Source organism: Methylobacterium sp. CCH5-D2 (assembly GCF_001556475.1).
In the GTDB taxonomy this organism is placed as follows: Bacteria; Pseudomonadota; Alphaproteobacteria; order Rhizobiales; family Beijerinckiaceae; genus Methylobacterium; species Methylobacterium hispanicum.
Window position 1 is genome coordinate 1 of sequence record NZ_LSIX01000070.1, and the last position, 16,030, is coordinate 16,030.

At 69.8% G+C, this 16,030-nt stretch carries 21 protein-coding genes; 11 read left to right on the forward strand and 10 right to left on the reverse strand.

What is annotated here, in order from left to right; translation table 11 throughout:
- From AX737_RS01390 to AX737_RS01440, 10 genes are all read right to left on the reverse strand, one after another.
- Positions 1-828 (reverse strand): primase-helicase family protein (locus tag AX737_RS01390; RefSeq protein ID WP_348626793.1); only part of this gene is annotated, 828 nt, incomplete at its 3' end.
- A gap of 8 nt (positions 829-836) precedes the next feature.
- Positions 837-2,072 carry a phosphoadenosine phosphosulfate reductase family protein gene (locus AX737_RS01395; RefSeq protein ID WP_066918383.1) on the reverse strand — a complete coding sequence of 412 codons (1,236 nt, stop codon included), beginning with the start codon at positions 2,070-2,072 and terminating at the stop codon, positions 837-839.
- 4 nt (positions 2,073-2,076) lie between these two features.
- Complete coding sequence (locus AX737_RS35275) at positions 2,077-5,316, reverse strand: DNA methyltransferase (protein ID WP_245293377.1); 3,240 nt, start codon at positions 5,314-5,316, stop codon at positions 2,077-2,079.
- Positions 5,309-5,794 carry a hypothetical protein gene (locus AX737_RS01410; protein WP_066918389.1) on the reverse strand — a complete coding sequence of 162 codons (486 nt, stop codon included), beginning with the start codon at positions 5,792-5,794 and terminating at the stop codon, positions 5,309-5,311. The genes AX737_RS35275 and AX737_RS01410 overlap by 8 nt, the downstream gene beginning before the upstream one ends.
- Positions 5,794-7,074, reverse strand: a complete 1,281-nt coding sequence (locus tag AX737_RS01415) for a CHC2 zinc finger domain-containing protein (RefSeq protein WP_066918391.1) — start codon at positions 7,072-7,074, stop codon at positions 5,794-5,796. Before AX737_RS01415 ends, AX737_RS01410 begins: the two co-directional genes overlap by 1 nt.
- Positions 7,067-7,393: a hypothetical protein gene (locus AX737_RS01420; RefSeq protein WP_066918393.1), complete on the reverse strand. Its 327-nt coding sequence runs from the start codon at positions 7,391-7,393 to the stop codon at positions 7,067-7,069. The genes AX737_RS01415 and AX737_RS01420 overlap by 8 nt, the downstream gene beginning before the upstream one ends.
- Before the next feature lie 201 nt (positions 7,394-7,594).
- Positions 7,595-7,795, reverse strand: a complete 201-nt coding sequence (locus AX737_RS01425) for a hypothetical protein (protein ID WP_066918395.1) — start codon at positions 7,793-7,795, stop codon at positions 7,595-7,597.
- Positions 7,795-8,253 (reverse strand): hypothetical protein, encoded by a 459-nt coding sequence (locus AX737_RS01430; RefSeq protein ID WP_156453457.1) that lies wholly within the window; start codon positions 8,251-8,253, stop codon positions 7,795-7,797. Before AX737_RS01430 ends, AX737_RS01425 begins: the two co-directional genes overlap by 1 nt.
- Before the next feature lie 434 nt (positions 8,254-8,687).
- Positions 8,688-9,509, reverse strand: a complete 822-nt coding sequence (locus AX737_RS01435; RefSeq protein WP_066918399.1) for a hypothetical protein — start codon at positions 9,507-9,509, stop codon at positions 8,688-8,690.
- Positions 9,509-9,844 carry a hypothetical protein gene (locus AX737_RS01440; protein WP_066918401.1) on the reverse strand — a complete coding sequence of 112 codons (336 nt, stop codon included), beginning with the start codon at positions 9,842-9,844 and terminating at the stop codon, positions 9,509-9,511. Before AX737_RS01440 ends, AX737_RS01435 begins: the two co-directional genes overlap by 1 nt.
- A 120-nt stretch (positions 9,845-9,964) precedes the next feature.
- Here AX737_RS01440 and AX737_RS01445 point away from each other — a divergent pair, with 120 nt between their 5' ends.
- The 11 genes from AX737_RS01445 to AX737_RS01485 all read left to right on the forward strand — a co-directional run bounded on the left by AX737_RS01445 (position 9,965) and on the right by AX737_RS01485 (position 16,007).
- Positions 9,965-10,222, forward strand: a complete 258-nt coding sequence (locus AX737_RS01445; RefSeq protein ID WP_066918403.1) for a hypothetical protein — start codon at positions 9,965-9,967, stop codon at positions 10,220-10,222.
- 403 nt (positions 10,223-10,625) lie between these two features.
- Complete coding sequence (locus tag AX737_RS32815; protein WP_156453458.1) at positions 10,626-11,072, forward strand: hypothetical protein; 447 nt, start codon at positions 10,626-10,628, stop codon at positions 11,070-11,072.
- Between the two features lie 31 nt (positions 11,073-11,103).
- Positions 11,104-11,448 (forward strand): hypothetical protein, encoded by a 345-nt coding sequence (locus tag AX737_RS32820; RefSeq protein WP_156453459.1) that lies wholly within the window; start codon positions 11,104-11,106, stop codon positions 11,446-11,448.
- A 572-nt stretch (positions 11,449-12,020) separates the two neighbouring features.
- A complete protein-coding gene (locus AX737_RS01450; RefSeq protein WP_066918405.1) occupies positions 12,021-12,401 on the forward strand; it encodes a hypothetical protein in 381 nt (126 codons plus the stop codon).
- A complete protein-coding gene (locus tag AX737_RS01455; protein WP_066918406.1) occupies positions 12,392-12,670 on the forward strand; it encodes a hypothetical protein in 279 nt (92 codons plus the stop codon). Before AX737_RS01450 ends, AX737_RS01455 begins: the two co-directional genes overlap by 10 nt.
- 1 nt (position 12,671) lies before the next feature.
- Positions 12,672-12,884, forward strand: a complete 213-nt coding sequence (locus tag AX737_RS01460) for a hypothetical protein (RefSeq protein ID WP_066918408.1) — start codon at positions 12,672-12,674, stop codon at positions 12,882-12,884.
- Between the two features lies 1 nt (position 12,885).
- The gene (locus tag AX737_RS01465) at positions 12,886-13,314 is read left to right on the forward strand and encodes a hypothetical protein (RefSeq protein WP_066918410.1); all 429 of its coding nucleotides are present in this window, start codon (positions 12,886-12,888) and stop codon (positions 13,312-13,314) included.
- Complete coding sequence (locus AX737_RS01470; RefSeq protein WP_066918412.1) at positions 13,311-14,000, forward strand: hypothetical protein; 690 nt, start codon at positions 13,311-13,313, stop codon at positions 13,998-14,000. Before AX737_RS01465 ends, AX737_RS01470 begins: the two co-directional genes overlap by 4 nt.
- Positions 14,000-14,623 carry a hypothetical protein gene (locus AX737_RS01475; protein WP_066918413.1) on the forward strand — a complete coding sequence of 208 codons (624 nt, stop codon included), beginning with the start codon at positions 14,000-14,002 and terminating at the stop codon, positions 14,621-14,623. The genes AX737_RS01470 and AX737_RS01475 overlap by 1 nt, the downstream gene beginning before the upstream one ends.
- Before the next feature lie 19 nt (positions 14,624-14,642).
- Positions 14,643-14,993, forward strand: a complete 351-nt coding sequence (locus AX737_RS01480; protein ID WP_066918415.1) for a hypothetical protein — start codon at positions 14,643-14,645, stop codon at positions 14,991-14,993.
- A 36-nt stretch (positions 14,994-15,029) separates the two neighbouring features.
- The gene (locus AX737_RS01485) at positions 15,030-16,007 is read left to right on the forward strand and encodes a DUF2303 family protein (RefSeq protein ID WP_066918417.1); all 978 of its coding nucleotides are present in this window, start codon (positions 15,030-15,032) and stop codon (positions 16,005-16,007) included.
- Positions 16,008-16,030: the final 23 nt, after the last annotated feature.

Genomic DNA, 16,030 nt, shown 5'->3' on the forward strand with positions numbered 1-16,030 from the left:
GCCTTCGTCGGCCTGGAGCAAGAGGCAGCTCGCCATGTGGGCGTTGAAGTTGCCGGTGAGGTAGCGCGGATCGTCGATCAGGAAGAAGTGGCTCTCGAACAGCTTGCCGACGATCTCGCCCACCAGCGTCTTGCCGGTGCCCATCTTCCCGCGCAGCACCAGCGCGGTGCCGAGCCGCTCGCGAGGCCGCTGCACGATGTGCGCGAACCACCCGAACACCCAGGCGTAGAGGGGCTTCGAGCCGCTGCAGACGTTGTTGAGCAGGTGGTCGCGGAACACCGCGTAGCCGTTCGTCTTCGCCCGCGGCGTGACGGTGAAGCCCTGCCACAGGTTGAAATAGCCTTCCGTGTTCGGCGCACTGCCCGGATCGGGGAAGAACTCGATGCCGCGATACTGGCGCCGCTCGCGCGACACCAGCCAGCGAGCCGCCCAGGTGACGCGCTTGATCTTGCCGTCGCGGTCGAGGATCTCGGTCGGCCGGTTCATCATCCACGCCTTGAAGGCGTCGATCGTGAGCATCTTGACCCGGTCCTCGATCGGACCTTCCGACTGCTGCTGCAGGATCGCGGCCTTCGAGCCCATCAGGACGAGCGCGAACTCCCGGTTCATGCGGCCGATGTCGTAACCGAGCGGCCGAGGCTCGCGGGGGCCTTCGCCGTCGCCAGTCTCGGTCGCGTCGCCGGCCTCGGCCGAGAGGTCGGCATCCGCCTCCGCGCCGTCGTCGACCGCCCCGTCAAAGGCGGCGCCTTCCGCCTCCTCGAGGTCGGCGGGCTCGGCCGCGCTCTCGATGGCAGCGGCGATGCGGGCCTTGGGATCGTCGATGCTCACGGCGTTACTCACACGAGGAGAGGCTGGATCGAACCGTCGGGGAAGACGGCATCGAGCGGCGTGTCGGCGGTCGGCTCGTCGCCGTCCCAGCGGTCCGGCCAGGTACCGGCGGCGATGAGGTGGCGGATGCGGGCTTCCTCCTCGGCGTTGAGGAGGTTGAGGCGGGGTCGGCCCTGCGCGTCGGCCGCGGCGTTCACCTCGGCCTGGATCGCCAGGATCTCGCCGAGGGCCCAAAGCCGGGCCTCGAAAGTGAGTGGGCCCATGCGCTGCTGGTTCTTCACCAGAACCCGCTCGCCCTTGCGCTTGCCCTTCCGGGTCTCGCCACCGGGCTTGCGCAGACGGTTCCGGGGCAGGCGCAGCGCGCGGTAGATCGGCTTGAGACGCTTCAGCGGCGCGAGGTAGGCCCACGCCGGCATCGCCAGCACGATGTCGAGGGCGACGTCCTTCGAGGCGAGCGGGCAGCCGATGCAGCCGGTGCGCGAGTTCAGGTCCTCGGCATCATCACCGCCGTAGGCGTCGGCGATGCCCCTGGTCGCCCAGCCGCCGTAGGCCGGCATCGGCGCGAAGATCTTCAGCCAGTCCCAGACGTTGCAGACCCGCCAGTGCAGGATCGGCGCGAGCGTCGCGATCCGGCCGCGGATCCCGCGCGCCTCGGGCAGCACCCTCTGATACCAGCCCTGGCCGCACTCGGCGCCGTCCTTCGAGCAGCTCATCTCGATGCGCCGGTCGCGCATCGCGCTCTCGCCCTGGCGCACGCCCGTGATCATCAGGACGGGGCCGTCCAGCTCACGCTCGGCCAGATCCGCCTCGATCGCGGCCGCCATCGGGTCGACCTTGATCTGGCGGGTGCACCAGCGGAGCGTGTTGTTGTTGGGCGGCGGCACGCCCCGGCCGAGAATGTAGACCAGGAAGCGCTTGTCGAGCGGCGCGGTCACCACCCGCAGGCGGATCCAGGGGAAGCGCGCGAGCTGCGCCATGATCTCGGCCGCGGCGAGCGCGAGCGGCGTCAGCTCCTGGCGTGTGTCGGCGTAGTAGACCGTCAGCGTCTCCGGCCGGGCGAGCTGTCCGGTCTCGATCAGGTGGATCACGAGCGTCAGCGTCGCCGTGCTGTCCTTGCCCCCCGACCACGCGATGCACCAGTGCGGGTGCGTCGGGCCGTAGGACTGGAGCGAGGCGAGCGTGAAGGCGACCGCGTCGTCGTAGACGAGGCGCTGGGCGCCGGCCGCGAAGAGGTCGGGGCGCATCGCCTCACTCCGCCGCGATCGGGGCAGGCTCGGCCGCGAGGACGTCGAAGAGGGAGGGCGTCGGGACGCCCTCGGCCTGAGCGCGGACGTAGGCGAGCCCGTCGCGGAAGTAGCCGTGCGCCAGCTCGATCCCGATCCCGGCTCGGCCGAGCTTCAGCGCCCGCAGCGGCACGGTCATCAGGCCGGCGAAGGGGTCGAGCACCGTCTCGCCGGGCTGCGACAGTTGCGCGATGGCGCGATCGACGAAGTCGAACTGCAAGGGACAGAGATGTGCCTCGCGCCCAGCCTGCGCCTGCAGCGTGTTCATCGTCTGCATGCGCGTGATGTCCGTCCACACGTCCGGATGCCAGGAATGGGGCGGCAGGAGCATGAAGGTGGGCGGCAGGCGGCCGATCGCGTCGAGGTCTTCGGCGATCCGCACGTGGTGCTCGAAATCGTAGATCGCTTGGAGGCTCTCGGCCTTCCAGACCTTGTAGATCCGCTCGGCCGAGAAGCTCGCCATCTCGGCCTGCGTCATCAGGCGGTTGCCGGCCGAGCGCGCGAAGCCGTGCGCGTCGAGCTGCCAGCGCCCGCGCGAGTAGCCGGTGCCGGGCACGGGGCGGCGCCGCTCGTCCTGACCCTTGCGCACGCCCGCGCCCCAGGCGACCGGGCCGGCGTCGAGGTCGAGGACGTCGGGCTTACCCTTCACCACCGGCACGTCGGCGTAGCCGTCGGACAGGTCGGACGGGGGCTTGCGGAACAGGAGCCCGTACTCGGGCAGGCCGCAGCCCATGCGGCTCCCGTCCTTGCACTGTTCCGACCAGCCGAGCCGGTAGGTCTGGTTGTTCTCCCGCACCACATCGGTGGTGACGGTCTTGCGGGCCAGGAAGGCGAAGCCGTGGGCCTGGAACGCCCGGACGCAGTCGTCGGAGAAGGGGTAGACCGTCTGGAAGCCGAGCTTGTTGATGCCGCCCGGCACGATCCGATCCTTGACGTGGATCATCGCGCAGCGGCCGGGTTTAAGCACCCGCAGGAGCTGCGGGACCAGATAGTCCATCTGGCGCCAGAAGTGGGCCGCGTTGTCGGTGTGGCCGAAATCTGCGTAGTTCGGCGAATACTCGTACTGCTCCCCGAACGGGATCGAGGTGACGATCAGATCGACGCTGTTCTCGGCGTGCGATTCCAGCTCCTTCACGCAGTCGTTGTTGATGCAGCGATAGCGCTCGCCCGCGACCTCGATCCGCTCGACGCCGATGGCGCGCGTCAGCATCGCGGCCATGGCGGCATCCGTCAGGCCGTACTCCCGGATCAGCGCGGTCATCGTGGCGACAAGCTCCTCGTGCTGGGCCCACTTGCGTTCCAGGGCCGCGCGCACGTCGCGCTCGGCCTCGGAGTAGATCAGGTCGATGCGGACAGTGTCTTTCGGCTGTCCGAACCGGCGCGTGCGGTGGATTGCTTGGATGAAGTCCGCGAACTTAAAGCCGATGCCGAGGAAGACTTCCCAGGCGCAGTAGGGCTGTAGATTCGTCCCGGCCCCCAGCATCACGGGCTTGGCGGCCAGATCGTTGATCTTGCCCTCCGCGAAATCGGCGACGGCCGCCTCCCGCGCGTCGAGGTCCTGGGCGCCGTAGACGCTGACCGCGGAGGGGAGCGCCGCCTCGATCGCGCGGCGCTCATCCTCCAGGTCGTGCCAGATCAGCCGGTTGGCGGCGGGGTCCTCGGCGCGGATCTCCAGCATCTTGGCGACGCGGTCACCGAGGCTGTCCCGCTTGACCTGCGCGGCCTGCGACACGCCGATCGCGGCGCTGGCGAAGAGCCGCCCTTGCCCGTCGCGCTCGGGCGCGACCGCGACGCGGGTGGCCGGCAGTTCGTGCCAGCGCACGTCGAGCGCCGGCAGATCGTAGCCAGCGTCCCAGATTTCACATTGCTGACACGAGATCTCCGAACATGCGCTCGACAGGCCATCCGTATTTGTAGCGTGAGTACAATTTCCAGTAGCTGACGCCGAACTCTTCTGCCCAGGCGGCAAGGGATTGCTGCCGTCCGTCAAAGGAGAGGACGACATTGCGCCGGGTGTTGCGGGCTTGTTGCTTTCGGTCTGCCCACTGACAATTGCCGGGCTCATAGCCGCGGTCGTTTTCAATCCGGTCGAGTGTGTATCCGGGCTCGGGCTGGCCCATGTCGGCGAGGAAGTTCGTGAAGGATTTCCAGCGCTCGCAGACGGTGATGCCGCGGTCCGAATAGTTGCGCTGATCGCGGTCGATCCTGTCGAGCATGCAGCGCCACGCTCTGTACGCAAGGGTGTGCTTTTGTCCGTGACGGGGGCGGAGGCATCCGCAGCTTCGAATGCGGCCGGCGAGCAGGTGATTAGATGTCGCGAGCCGCTCGTTTCCGCAATCGCATCGGCACATCCAGGCGCCACCACGTTGGGCGCCGGGGATCCACTCGACAGCTTCGAGTGATCCGAAGCGAATTCCCTGAATCTCTTTCCGACGTGGCATTGGCAGTCGCAGATGTCGCTCGGTTTCTGAATAAACAACGCCCAAGAAGCGACCCAGAGCCAAAATTCTTTCTGCTTGTGCGGGTGGAGCGTGAGGGTGTCAGCCTTCTCGGAGTTGCGCTTGAAGAACCGGGTCTTGGCCTGCCCCACGTCCATCACACCGAGGAAGGCGGCGTAGGCCAACAGCTCGATATGCTCGTTGGGTGAGGGGGTCGCGGTCGCCACGAACCGGAAGGGCACGCGCCCCCCGCCCGTGTCGGCATCGAACAGGCGCATGAACTCGCGGAAGGTCTTCGAGCCGCCGAAGCCGCGCAGGCAGGCCGCCTCGTCGAGCGACACGCCCGCGAACAGGCCCGGGTCGAGCTTGCCGTCGCGGATCGTCTCGTAGTTCGTCAGGTGGATCGTGCCGGGCTCGATCTCGTCGGCGCGCCGGATGAAGCGGGTACGCACCGCGTGCGGGCCGTGAAAGCGCCGCTCGGCCTCCCGGGTGAATTCCTGGCGCACGCCAAGCGGCAGGATGATCAGCGTCGGGCCGCCCGTCTCCGTGCCAACGAGGCGCATGGCCTCAAGCTGCGTCGCGGTCTTGTGGAGCCCGAAGCTCGCGAACCACGCGCGCCGACCGCCCTTCAGGCCCCAGCGCACCATCAGACGAGTGTGGGGCTTGAGCGCCGGGTTGAGTGCGGCCGGATCGACGTCGAAGCCGAGGCTCGGCGCGACGCAGGCCTTGGCCTCAAGGAAGGCCTGATAGGAGAGCGGCTCAGACACCGGCGCCCTCCGTCAGGACGGTCTCAAGCGCGACCTCGCGCCCGATCAGGGCGAGCAGCAGGTCGGCGATGGCGCCGGCCCGCTCGGCCCGCGCCCGCGCCTCGGGCAGGAAGCGGGCGGCAAAGTCCGCGGGCGTCAGGCCGTAGAGGTCCGGATCGCCGTAGGAGCGGCCGGCGGCCAGCCCCTCGATGTGGTCGCGCATGTCGGCGGCCTCGGCGGCGACGCGTAATGCGTCGATGCGCAACTCGGAGAGCAGGAAGGCGCGGGTGACCCGGGCGAGCCTCGGGCAGGCCGGCAGAGACGCCACTGCCACGGGCTCGCACTGCGGCAGAACGGGCGCGACGGGGGCAAGAGTGGCCAAGCGCTTGGCGTCGAGGGCGGCGCGGGCCTGCCGGATCGCGTCGGCGGCGACGAGGCGGATCGGCACGCCATCGACGGAGAAGGGGGGCGGAGCGGGCATCGGGAGGGCGGCCATCATCAGGCAGCTCCGCGCAGGGCCGGCGCGGCGGCAGGCAGATCGGCCGGGGACGCGGAGGCGCCCCGCAGCATGTCGTTGAAGTCCTGACCCCGCTCCGCCCAGGCGATGCGGACGGTGCGGCCGGGGACGCGGTAGCGGGCCTGCGCCCGGCGCAGCGCAACTTCCGTCTCGAACGGGTCGGAATCGCCGTCGCCGAGGAGCCAGAGTTCGGTGACGCTCTCCGGGATCGGGAGCGCGACGCTCGCCGGATCCGGCTGCGTGCCCGGCACGAGCTTGCGGCGGACCCGGTTGAGGCTGTCCGTGATGGTGATCGTCGGGTGGCGCACCCGGTCGAGCGCGCGCCCGCACAGGTTGCCGAGCGACACGCTCGACCACACCGCCATGCCGTCCACCAGCGGCGAGTTCGCCCAGACGAGGGCGAGGTAGGCGGAGAGGCACGTCTCGATGCCCTCGCCGACGATCATTCGGGTCGGGTGCTCGACGCGCACCAGCTCGATCCGGCCGCCGTGGACGGAGCCGCGCACCTTCTTGGCCGGCACGATCTCGCCCGTCTTCGGGTCGGCGACGCGCGCCTTGCCGCCCGGATCGGAGAGGTCGATCCAGGTCTGATGCACGCCCGCGAAGTGGCCGTCGGGCGCGATGATGCCGGCGATGAGTGCCGGGCCGGAATGGGCGCTGACGTAGCGCTTGCGCCCCGAGGCATCGTGCTCGGTGCGCCAGAGCGTGTGGTCGGCGCGGAAGCGCAGGTGCGCGCCGCGGGGCGCGGCGAGCCCGCGCAGGCGCAGGTAGGCATCGGCCGGGGTGCCGGCGATCTCGCGGCGGGCCTTGTCCCAGATCTGCCACGCCGCGTTCCGCTCGGTGCGGCGATAGTCGGCCTCGACGCGGGCTTGGCGCGCCGCCTCGCGGTTGACGGCATCCGCTCGGGCGGCGAGCCGGCGCTCGCGCTCGGCCCGCTCCTCGGGCGTCTCGTCGGCGTCGTCGCGCCCCGGGGCCGGCCGGCCGGTGAGCCGGGCGCAGGCGGCGATGAAGTCCAAGTCCTCGACGTACTGTACGAGGGCGATGACGTCGCCGCCCCGGCCGGCTTTCCGGCAGTGCCAGACGTTCTTCCGGATGGAGACGGAGAAGCGGTCGTTGCCGCCGCAGGACGGGCAGGGCCCGACCCACTCCGATCCGGTGCAGCGCAGGCGCGGCTGGATCTGGCGCGCGTGGGCGACGAGCGGGACGGCACGGGCGTCGGCGACCCAGGCATCGAAGGCGTGGTTGTGGCGCAGGTCAGCCATGGCGGGCCGCCTCCAGCGCGATGGCGAGGCGGGCGGCGTCGAGGCGGGCGTCGTCGAGCGCCACCTCCAGCGCGGCGATCCGCGCGCGGAGCTTGGCGTTGGCGCCGTCCCGGTCGCGACGCCCGTCGGCGTAGGCCGCCTGCTCGGCCGCGACCTGGGCGGCGCGCGACAGCGGCGCGTCCTCCGGCACGGTCCGGCCGGTCTGCGCGAGGCGCGAGCGGCTGGCGGTGGCGTCGAGGGCCCGCTCGCGGGCGCGCACGACCTCGGGCCGCTCGACGCGCTCGACGTATCCGCTGAAGCCCGATTGCCGGATGCCCATGAGATGTGCCCTCGTGATCGGCGACCTCGGGAGCGGGCCGGGACGCACAGGGACGCCGCCCGCCGGCCGGGAGGGGCCGCGGGGCGCCGCGATGCGCGTCTCTGGGTTCGCCCCCGAGGACATCGACGCTGCGTTGACGTGGCAGCGGACGTCGGCCTGACCGGTGCTCCGGTTCTCACGGCCCGTGGTGTGGGCGGGGGCTCAGTCGCCGTCCGCCGGGAAGCGAGGCGCGGGCGGGCCCGTACCGGGGCGCAGGGTTCGGTCGCGCACGTCCCGGGCGCGGGCGTCGAGGGCGCGGGCCCCCGCGAGGATGGGGCCGGCGATCAGGCCGATGCCGATGAAGGGCAGCGACAGCTTGCGCAGCGCCGCGGCGCCGATCCGGAGCAGGCGATAACGCACCATCACAGGTCGCCCATGGCAGCGGAGAACTGGCGCCGGAACTTGGCGACCTGCGCTTCAAGCCTCGCCTGCGCGACGATGCGGGCGGCCTCGCGCAAGACCTCCGGCGCCGTGTCGGGTGACACGAAGACGGGCAGGTCGGGATACGCCTTGATCAGGCGGTGATAGGCGGCGCCGGACGGGCTCGACGCCCCTTCCAGCCATTTCGCGACCGTCTTGGCCGAGATGTTCGTGTCCGCCTCGACGCAGGTTGCAGTCTTGGCCGGGTGCAACGTGCGCAAGAAATCTGCCACACGCGCTCCGAAGACCAGCGGCGCCAGCACGCTGGATTGGGAAAGATCTCTCCCAATCGATAGGCCGGTCTCCCCAGACTTTCGCATGGCCTTCTCCGATGCTGTGTGCATCGAAGAACGGCGTGTGGCGCCGAGGAGAGGAGAGAGCGGGATGGTGCCGGCGGCCATTTTAAGACAGGCCTCCGGGAACGGGCGCACCGGCCGCACCTTGGCGGGCGAGGGCCGGGGCGCATGGGAACGGGAGGGCGGCGCACTCTGGGGAGAGGGGCGCCGCCCGCTCGCGTTGGAAATCGGTGGTGGCCGTGGCGCTCTGTGGCGCCCGGAGCTGGCCGGCGGCTGGACCTCGACGGCGCTCAACTCCCGAAAGGGGCCGGAGCCCGAAGGCCCCGGCCAGTCTCGGGAGGAAACGCCCATGGAGGGCCTCCCGCACGCGACGCCAGACGCGGGCGGGAGCGGTAACGAGCCGGCTCAGGCGGCTCGAAACGGAACGGGCGGCCGGGATGCTTGAGGGGCGATCCACCCCGGCCGCCGTCTCGCTGCGGGCGGAACAAGGTCCGGAACCGTCCGCGGCGAAGGTAGGGCTGATGCACAGGGTCGCCATTTCAGCGGCCTCCCGCGATCAGCGTGAAGGGTGCCGGGCTTTCTTGACCCGCGCCCGGCGGGCAGGGACCGCGCAGGGGGGCGACGGGCTCATTCCCGTGCCGACCCAGCTCAAGAGCGGAGGCGCCGAAGCGCGAAAGGGTGCCGGGTTCCTCTCCACCCGGCGAAGTCACGCCTGCATGTTCCCCGTTGGCCTTGCGGCGGGTCGGGTTCGCGTATCCGGCGTTCGATTGCGGCCGGTCTCTGCCGGCTGTCACGGGTGTTTCGACCGTCGCGAGGGCAGCGCACTGCCGACCGACCGGCGGGTTTCCGTCCCCGGCGCTGCGTGTTCCCGTTTGCGTGGTCGGCGCGGCAGCGCTCGCCGTCACTCCACCCGTGGACGCCCGTTCGGGCGAATTACTGCCCGTCGCCATGACTGCGACGGGGCCGGCCGCCGACATCGGGCCGTCGCCCTCCGCCGTTGCAGCCGGCGCGACCTTCTCAACGGACTGGCTCGGTGCTGCCGTCGCAGCCTCCACACCGTCCCCCTGGTCGCCTCGGGGCGCCTCGTGCGCACCGGCCACGAGCCAGTGCGGATGCGTGTTCAGGAAATGCGCGACCCGGCCCTGCAGCAGGTGCCAGGGCCCGCGCTGATGCTCGGCGCAGAACAGCGGCAGCAGCTCGCGCAACGAGAGGAACGCGTGCGGCGCCACCGCGACGAGGTGCAACGGCACGAGGCTCTGCGCGTCGAGGCGGGCGGCGAGCGCCTGGGGGCGCCAGCTCGCCAGAACCGCGACGGCGTCGGTCGAGCCGGCGCGCAGGAAGAGGATGCGGGGGCCGATCATCACTCGCCCCCGCCGCAGGAGCCGCCATCCGAGCCGGCGCTCGCCGACGTGTCGCCCGCGTCGCAGGCCGACCACGAGGGGCCGTCGATCGCCACGGGCGCGCAGGCCTGCCACGCGACCGCGTCGGCCGGCGTCGGCGATCCCGCCCCGCCAGAGGGTCCGCGCCCGAAGGCGACCGCCCGCTGCGCTCGGCGACGGGCATGCGCGGCGGCGCGTTCGCGATCCTCGCGGCGCTCGGCCCGCCACTCATTGAAGGCCACGGCGAGGCCGATCAGGATCGCGGAGAGCGCGAGCGTCACGATCAGAATGTCGGCGAGGCTGAGCGATGCGGCCATCACGCCTGCCCTCCGTGCGCGCTAACCCGGAAGAGCGAGCCGACCCGATGCCGAAGGGCGCGTTGCCCCCGCTGGCCGCCTGCTACGGTGCGCCCTGCGCCCCGGAGGCTGAGCCGCACCGTGAAGCCCGCCGACCTCGACGACCTGATCGCGGAACAGGCCGCGCAGCAGCAGGTGCTGCTGATGGCGCTGCGCCGGCTCGCCGCGCTCAGCCGGGCGATGGGGCAGGACCCGGAGGCCGTGCGCGCGCGCTGGCGGCTCGTCGGACACGCGGCCATGGACCGGGCGAAGCTGACGGTGGCCGCGGGGCACCAAGAGACGGTGCGAGCGGACGCCAAGGCTCGGATCGACGCGATCATCGAGATTGGCTTCCAGTAACGCCCGGATGCAGGCCGGTGTTGTCGGGGCGGTGGACGGTGAGGGGGACCTCGCGGGCGAGGGTGTCTTGCGAAGTCTCCCGCCCCACGACAGGGGCAGACAGATGGCTCGGCGTCGCAAGGCAGTCATTCTCCGCCTCGACCGCAATGAGCCTCTCAAGTGTCAGGCCGGGGAATGCTTGGATGATTTCAGGCCATGCCTCACGCGGGAGCTTGTTCCTATGCTTCCACAGCCGAACAGCGCCCGGCTTCCGCCCAACCTTCTCCGCGAAGGCGGCTGGGCCACCGTTCTCGTCAATGATCTGCGCGGCTGAGTGCGACATGGCTACACGTTACCAATGGTAACGCAGACGCACAAGGGGGAAATTACACGCGGTAACGCCGCCGCACGTAACGTCCCGCCCATGGGTAAGTACGTCGCGAGCGAAGAGGTCCGGGAGGGGTGGCGTGCCGCGCTCCACCCCTGGGAGCGACTACGTTGGGCGCGTATGCATTGGCAGGCTCAAATTGAGACTTTAACGCCCACCGCTAAGCATGCTGCCGAAGCTTTAGGCATAAATCCGAATACCTACCGCGCACTCGAAAGGGCCCCTGATGGCTCGAAGCGCATTGAACTCGACCATCAGCGCGCAATGCAGTTTGCCCGCAAGTTTAAGATAAGTTGGCGATGGCTTTTGCTTTCTCACGGAACGCCCTTTGACGACGAATTACCTGAGTCACAGGAGCGGGTCTTAAAGATTATGTCGGGCATGGATGAAGCACGACAGAAGGCCCTGGCTGACATGATTGAAAGCTTGACCGGCGGAGCCGCCACTCCCCCACCTTCACAGCCCGCCAAAAAGGCAAGCTGATCTTGTAGTCATTTCAACAGCCGAGTATGAGATGAAGGCCTATATCGCCATCGTGTCCACAGCAGCAATCATACTCATTGGGGTCCCTGCTTATGCTCAACAGTACCAGCACAAGGCACTGGCTGAAAATGTTGGGGCGCTGGCTGTCGCAAAACGTTGGTGCGATGATTACCAGGTAGACCTTGAGAGCGGTATTCGCTTGGCTGTCAGTAATGGTGTCAACCCGCTCAAAGGGAAGTTCAACCTTATTGTCGAAGAGACTAAAGAAAAGCTCGAACTTGCAATGGCCAATCTCGGTTCCGCTAAGTTTTGTGCGATTACCTACGAACGTTATCGCCCCGGCGGGCCTGTTCCCGGGTTCATGGTTCGCAAATAGAAGCTCCACGGTGTCCGGGCCGATTGAGGGACAGCCACCCTGTCCCTCAATCAAGATACTGCTACGGATCTACTATCTCAAAATGGTATCTCTAACTCGATTTTTTCGGGTGTCTCGCCGTATTTTGCGAGCGTGACTGATTGAGAAGCCCCATCAAAATCACCACTCGTCGTCTCAGCCAGTGCTACGGCTCCGGCTGCCCGACCCGTCGCCACGGAGCGCTCTGCTAGGCCTCTAGCCTCCTCTACAGAACCACACGGGCGCCATCGGCTTGTAGTGAGTTCGCCCAGCTTGTTGCGTCGAAAGCTTTGCATTGCATAGTGGGTGCGCTGCGCCATCTGCCTCTCCCTAGACCCACGTAGGGTTGTGTATGGCGCGGAACAAATCAAGAACGTTATGGGAGCACTGTGGAGAGCTGTGGATAAGGTGTGTTTGGTCGAACAGGCGCGGGCTGTCAGCCGGCCCGACAGCTTGCCGGGAACAGGCCCGCGTTACCATTCGTAACTTATATCTTGCGCGCCGCGTTACCTGTGGTAACGTGCAATCATCGCCTCCCCGCGATGGAGCCCGCCATGTACGACCCGACCGGCCATCAGCCGGGCGCTGTGCCGTCCCGTGTCCTCACCGCCCTGCGGGGTGAGACGAAGCGTCTAGACGCCCCGGCCGTGACGGCCGCCCAGTCGGCCGACGCCTGGCGCGCCCGCCTCGCGCCCACCGCCGCCGAGCGCGCCCAGGATCGGGCCGAGACCTGCCTCTCCGATCTCACCGCCGTCATGCTCTCCCGCGGGATGGCCCCGGCCGCTCACGCCCAGCGAATGGCCGTGGCGACCCACGCCGCCGCGCAGGCGCTGCTCTCGGCCTACGTGCTGTGGCGGGCCGAGGCCGAGGCAGGCGGGCACGGTGTGCCAGTGCCGCCGCTCGCGCCCCTGTACGATGCCGAGCGGTGCGCGTGATGATCGTGAAGCGCGCCCACACGCCCGTCTTCGCAGACGTGCCGCCGCCGAGCCCCTCCCGCTTCGTTGATCGCACCGGCCGTCGCGACGCCGACCGCGCCCTCAACACCGCCTCCGACCTGATGATCGGGCTGGTGATGACGCGCGAGGCGCAGTTCGAAGCCGACACTCCGGCCAACGCCGCTGCTCTCGCCGAGCGGGCGCGGGACATCGTCACCCAGCTTCAAGTCGCCATCGGGCGTCTAGACGCCCGCGCGGAGGGCTGCTGAGGTGGTCCGCGCTCTCGCCCTGCTTTCTGTGTTCGGCTCCCTCGCGGCCTGCGGCCCGCAGGAGCCCCGCTGCATCGAGCACGACACATCGGCCGCCGAGCGCATGTTCGCTGCCTGTGTGTCGACCTCGGCGGGCTGGAATGCCTACCGCTCCGCCCGCGATTGCCGAGCTGAGGTCGAGCGGCTGTCCTGCAGGCGTCGGGAGGCCCGCTGACATGGCCTTCGCCTGCACCGACGTTGGCACCACGCCCCGCACCCGCCTGACCGACAGCGAGAAGCTGGCACTTTACGAGGCGCAAGAGGGCATCTGCCCGCTCTGCACCCGCCCGATGGTCCAGGGCGAGGCCCTGACCGACGAGCACCTGCGCGCCCTCGGGCTCGGCGGATCGAATGATCTGGCCAACCGCGCCATCGTCCACCGGGATTGCGCGCTCGCCAAGACGGCCGGGCCCGAGGGCGACACCGCCCAGATTGCCCGGGCCAAGCGCCAGAAGCGCCGCGGGCTCGGCTTCATCACCCCGAAGCGCCCCATGCCCGGCTCCAAGGCCACCGATGTCAGCCGCGGCATGGACGGTCTCACCCGCTGCCGGATCACCGGCCGCATCCTCTCCCGCCCCTCTGTGATCGACGTGAGGTCGCTGTGAACGGCGTCAGCCATTGCCTCGTGCGCGTCCCCGACCTCGCGCCCGTCACCCTCGCGACCTTCCTGATCGAGCACGCCGTCACCGACGCGATCGGACGTGACCTCGCCCTCGCGCTGCTGTCGCAGGGCACGAGTGTCGCCTGCGACCTGCGCGACGGGCGCTCGGTCCTGCTGGAGCGGCGCGGCCTCTTCGTCGTCGGCGAGCTGCTGCCCGCGTGCGACCCGATGCGCGAGGCCTGCCTCGACGCGATCGGGCACCGGATGGTCGACTGCACCATCCCCGGCGGCACGGTCGACGTCTGGCTCGCCCCTGTGTCGACGGGCGCGCTCGTCAGCCTGATGGCCGAGCCCTGCCGGCGCTGGCCCGAAATCCTGTTCGCGGTCGTCGGCGCCGCCCGCGGGGCCGGACCCGACCCGGTGCAGGATCTCTACACGGCCGACCGCACGGGCGTGGCGCAGAGCTTCTACGCCGAGGCGACGCTGATGGCCTGGGCTACCTGCGTGCGGGCCGGGGAGTACCTGGCCGCCGGCTACCCGGCCCTGGCGCAGGACGGATTGCGCGCCTTCACCCGCCTGCTGCGCGAGCTGCCGCCCGCCATCGGCGAGCGCTTCGCGCCCCGCCTCGACGCCCTCTGGGCGCAGGCCGAGGCGCTGCAGGCCCGCCTCTCCGCGAACGAGGTGGCGTGATGACGTGGATGCCCACCGTCACCGGTCTGCCTGTCGACCTCGTCCACCCGAAGGCCCACGAGGTCGACTTCGCCGAGATCGCGCACGCGCTGAGCCACATCAACCGCTCGGCCGGCAACAGCCGCGAGCCGGTGTCGGTCGGCCTGCACACTCTGATCGGCCTCGACTTCTGCCCGACCGCATCCTTACGCGCGAAGTGGCTCCTGCACGATGCCCACGAGGCCCGGCTCGGCGACGCCACGAGCCCGTTCAAGGCGGCCCTGACGGCGGTGGCGATCGAACTCTACGGGCCCGAGGTCGCCGACCAGCTCGCGGTGGTCCGCCACGAGCTGGAGGCGCGCCACGACGGGGCGATCTACGCCGCCGCGCACCTGCCGTTCCCCGACGCGCTGGAGGCCCAGGCGCTCAAGCACGCGGACCTGCGCGCGCTCGCGACCGAGCGGCGCGACTTCTACACGCGCGGGCCCGCGCCCCGACCCTGGGCGATCGACGATCCGGCGCTGGGCATCCGCCCCGGCCCGAAGGTCTGGCGCTTCCTGCCCCCGATCGAGGTCGAGGAGCGCCTGCTCGCCTGCTTCCGCACCCACCTGCCGGCGCTGCAGCGCGGCCGGCGCGCGTCCTGAGTAACCGGAGACCGTCCCCGTGGCCCAACCGATCCTTCGCCGCTTCACCGATCTCATCGGCGTGCTCAACCGCGGGCGCTTCGTCGAGAAGTGCGACACGCACCTCGCCGACGCGATGGAGAAGCTCGCGGGCCTCCCCGACGAGAAGGGCACCGTCACGCTCACCGTCACGCTGACCATCGCCTACCAAGAGGGTCGGATCGAGGTGAAGCCGGCGGTCAAGTCCAAGCTCCCCGAGGAGAAGGGCTTCTCCGGCACGCCGTTCTGGTCCGTCGATGGCGGCTTCTCCGTCCAGCACCCCTCTCAGGCCGACATGTTCGCCGGTCCGCGCGACGCCGCCGAGCGTCAGCGCGACCGCGACGTCGGCTGATCCCGTCCCGTCCACGGTCCAACAGGAGAGACCACCATGGGGGCTACACCGACCACCGGCAGCGGCGTGCGACCGCCGCCCGTTCCGATCGGCGGCGACGCCGAGGCGATCCAGAAGATCGCGGATCTCACCATCCAGGGCGTGAAGCCCGAGGTCCGTGAGATCCAGATCAAAGGCCTCGGCGGCGGATTGCCGGAATCCGTTCCGGTGCTCTTCCGCCCCGGCGAGGAGGGCGGCTCGGCCGAGAGCGTCAAGCACCTGATCGAGGCCTACCGCCTGATGCCGGACCGCCGGAAGGGGACGGCTTCTGTGACCACGCTCGCGAGCTTCATCGACCTCGTGAACCGCCACAAGGACGACGGGTCCGCGATCTTCGCCAAGACGGACTGGCCGCGGCCCGCACTCACGGCGGTGATCGACTATCACGACCTCGAGCGGAGCCCGCGGCACGGCGAGCATCGGGTGCTCTACACCTTCCCGGTGACGCCCGAGTTCCAGGCCTGGATCGACCAGGTCGGCAAGCCGATGTCGCAAGGCGACTTCGCGGCCTTCCTGGAGGATCACGCGGCCGAGCTCGCCTCGCCGGACGACGGCGAGCGCACCGAGTTCGAGCGGCTGTTCAAGGCGAAGTTCGCCTCGCCCAACGAGCTGATCGACCTCGCCCGGACGCTGGAGATCTGCGTCGGCCAGTCCTTCAAGCAGGCGGTGCGGCTCCAGTCCGGCGAGGCCGAGATGGTGTTCCGCGAGGAGCACACCAACGGCGCGGGCGAGAAGGTGACGGTGCCCGGCATCTTCATGATCGCGCTGCCCGCCTTCGTCGACGGCGAGCGCGTCCGGATCCCGGCACGCCTGCGCTACCGGGCGGCGGGCGGGGCCGTGACGTGGTTCTACGACCTCTACCGCTGGCAGGACGCGCTGCGCCTGCGCGTGGCCGAGGACCTTGCGACGGCGGGCCGTGAGACCGGCCTGCCCACCTACGAGGGCGCGCCGGAAGGCGGCCGCGGCGGCCTCTGAGGAAGCCCGCGGGCGCTGCCGCC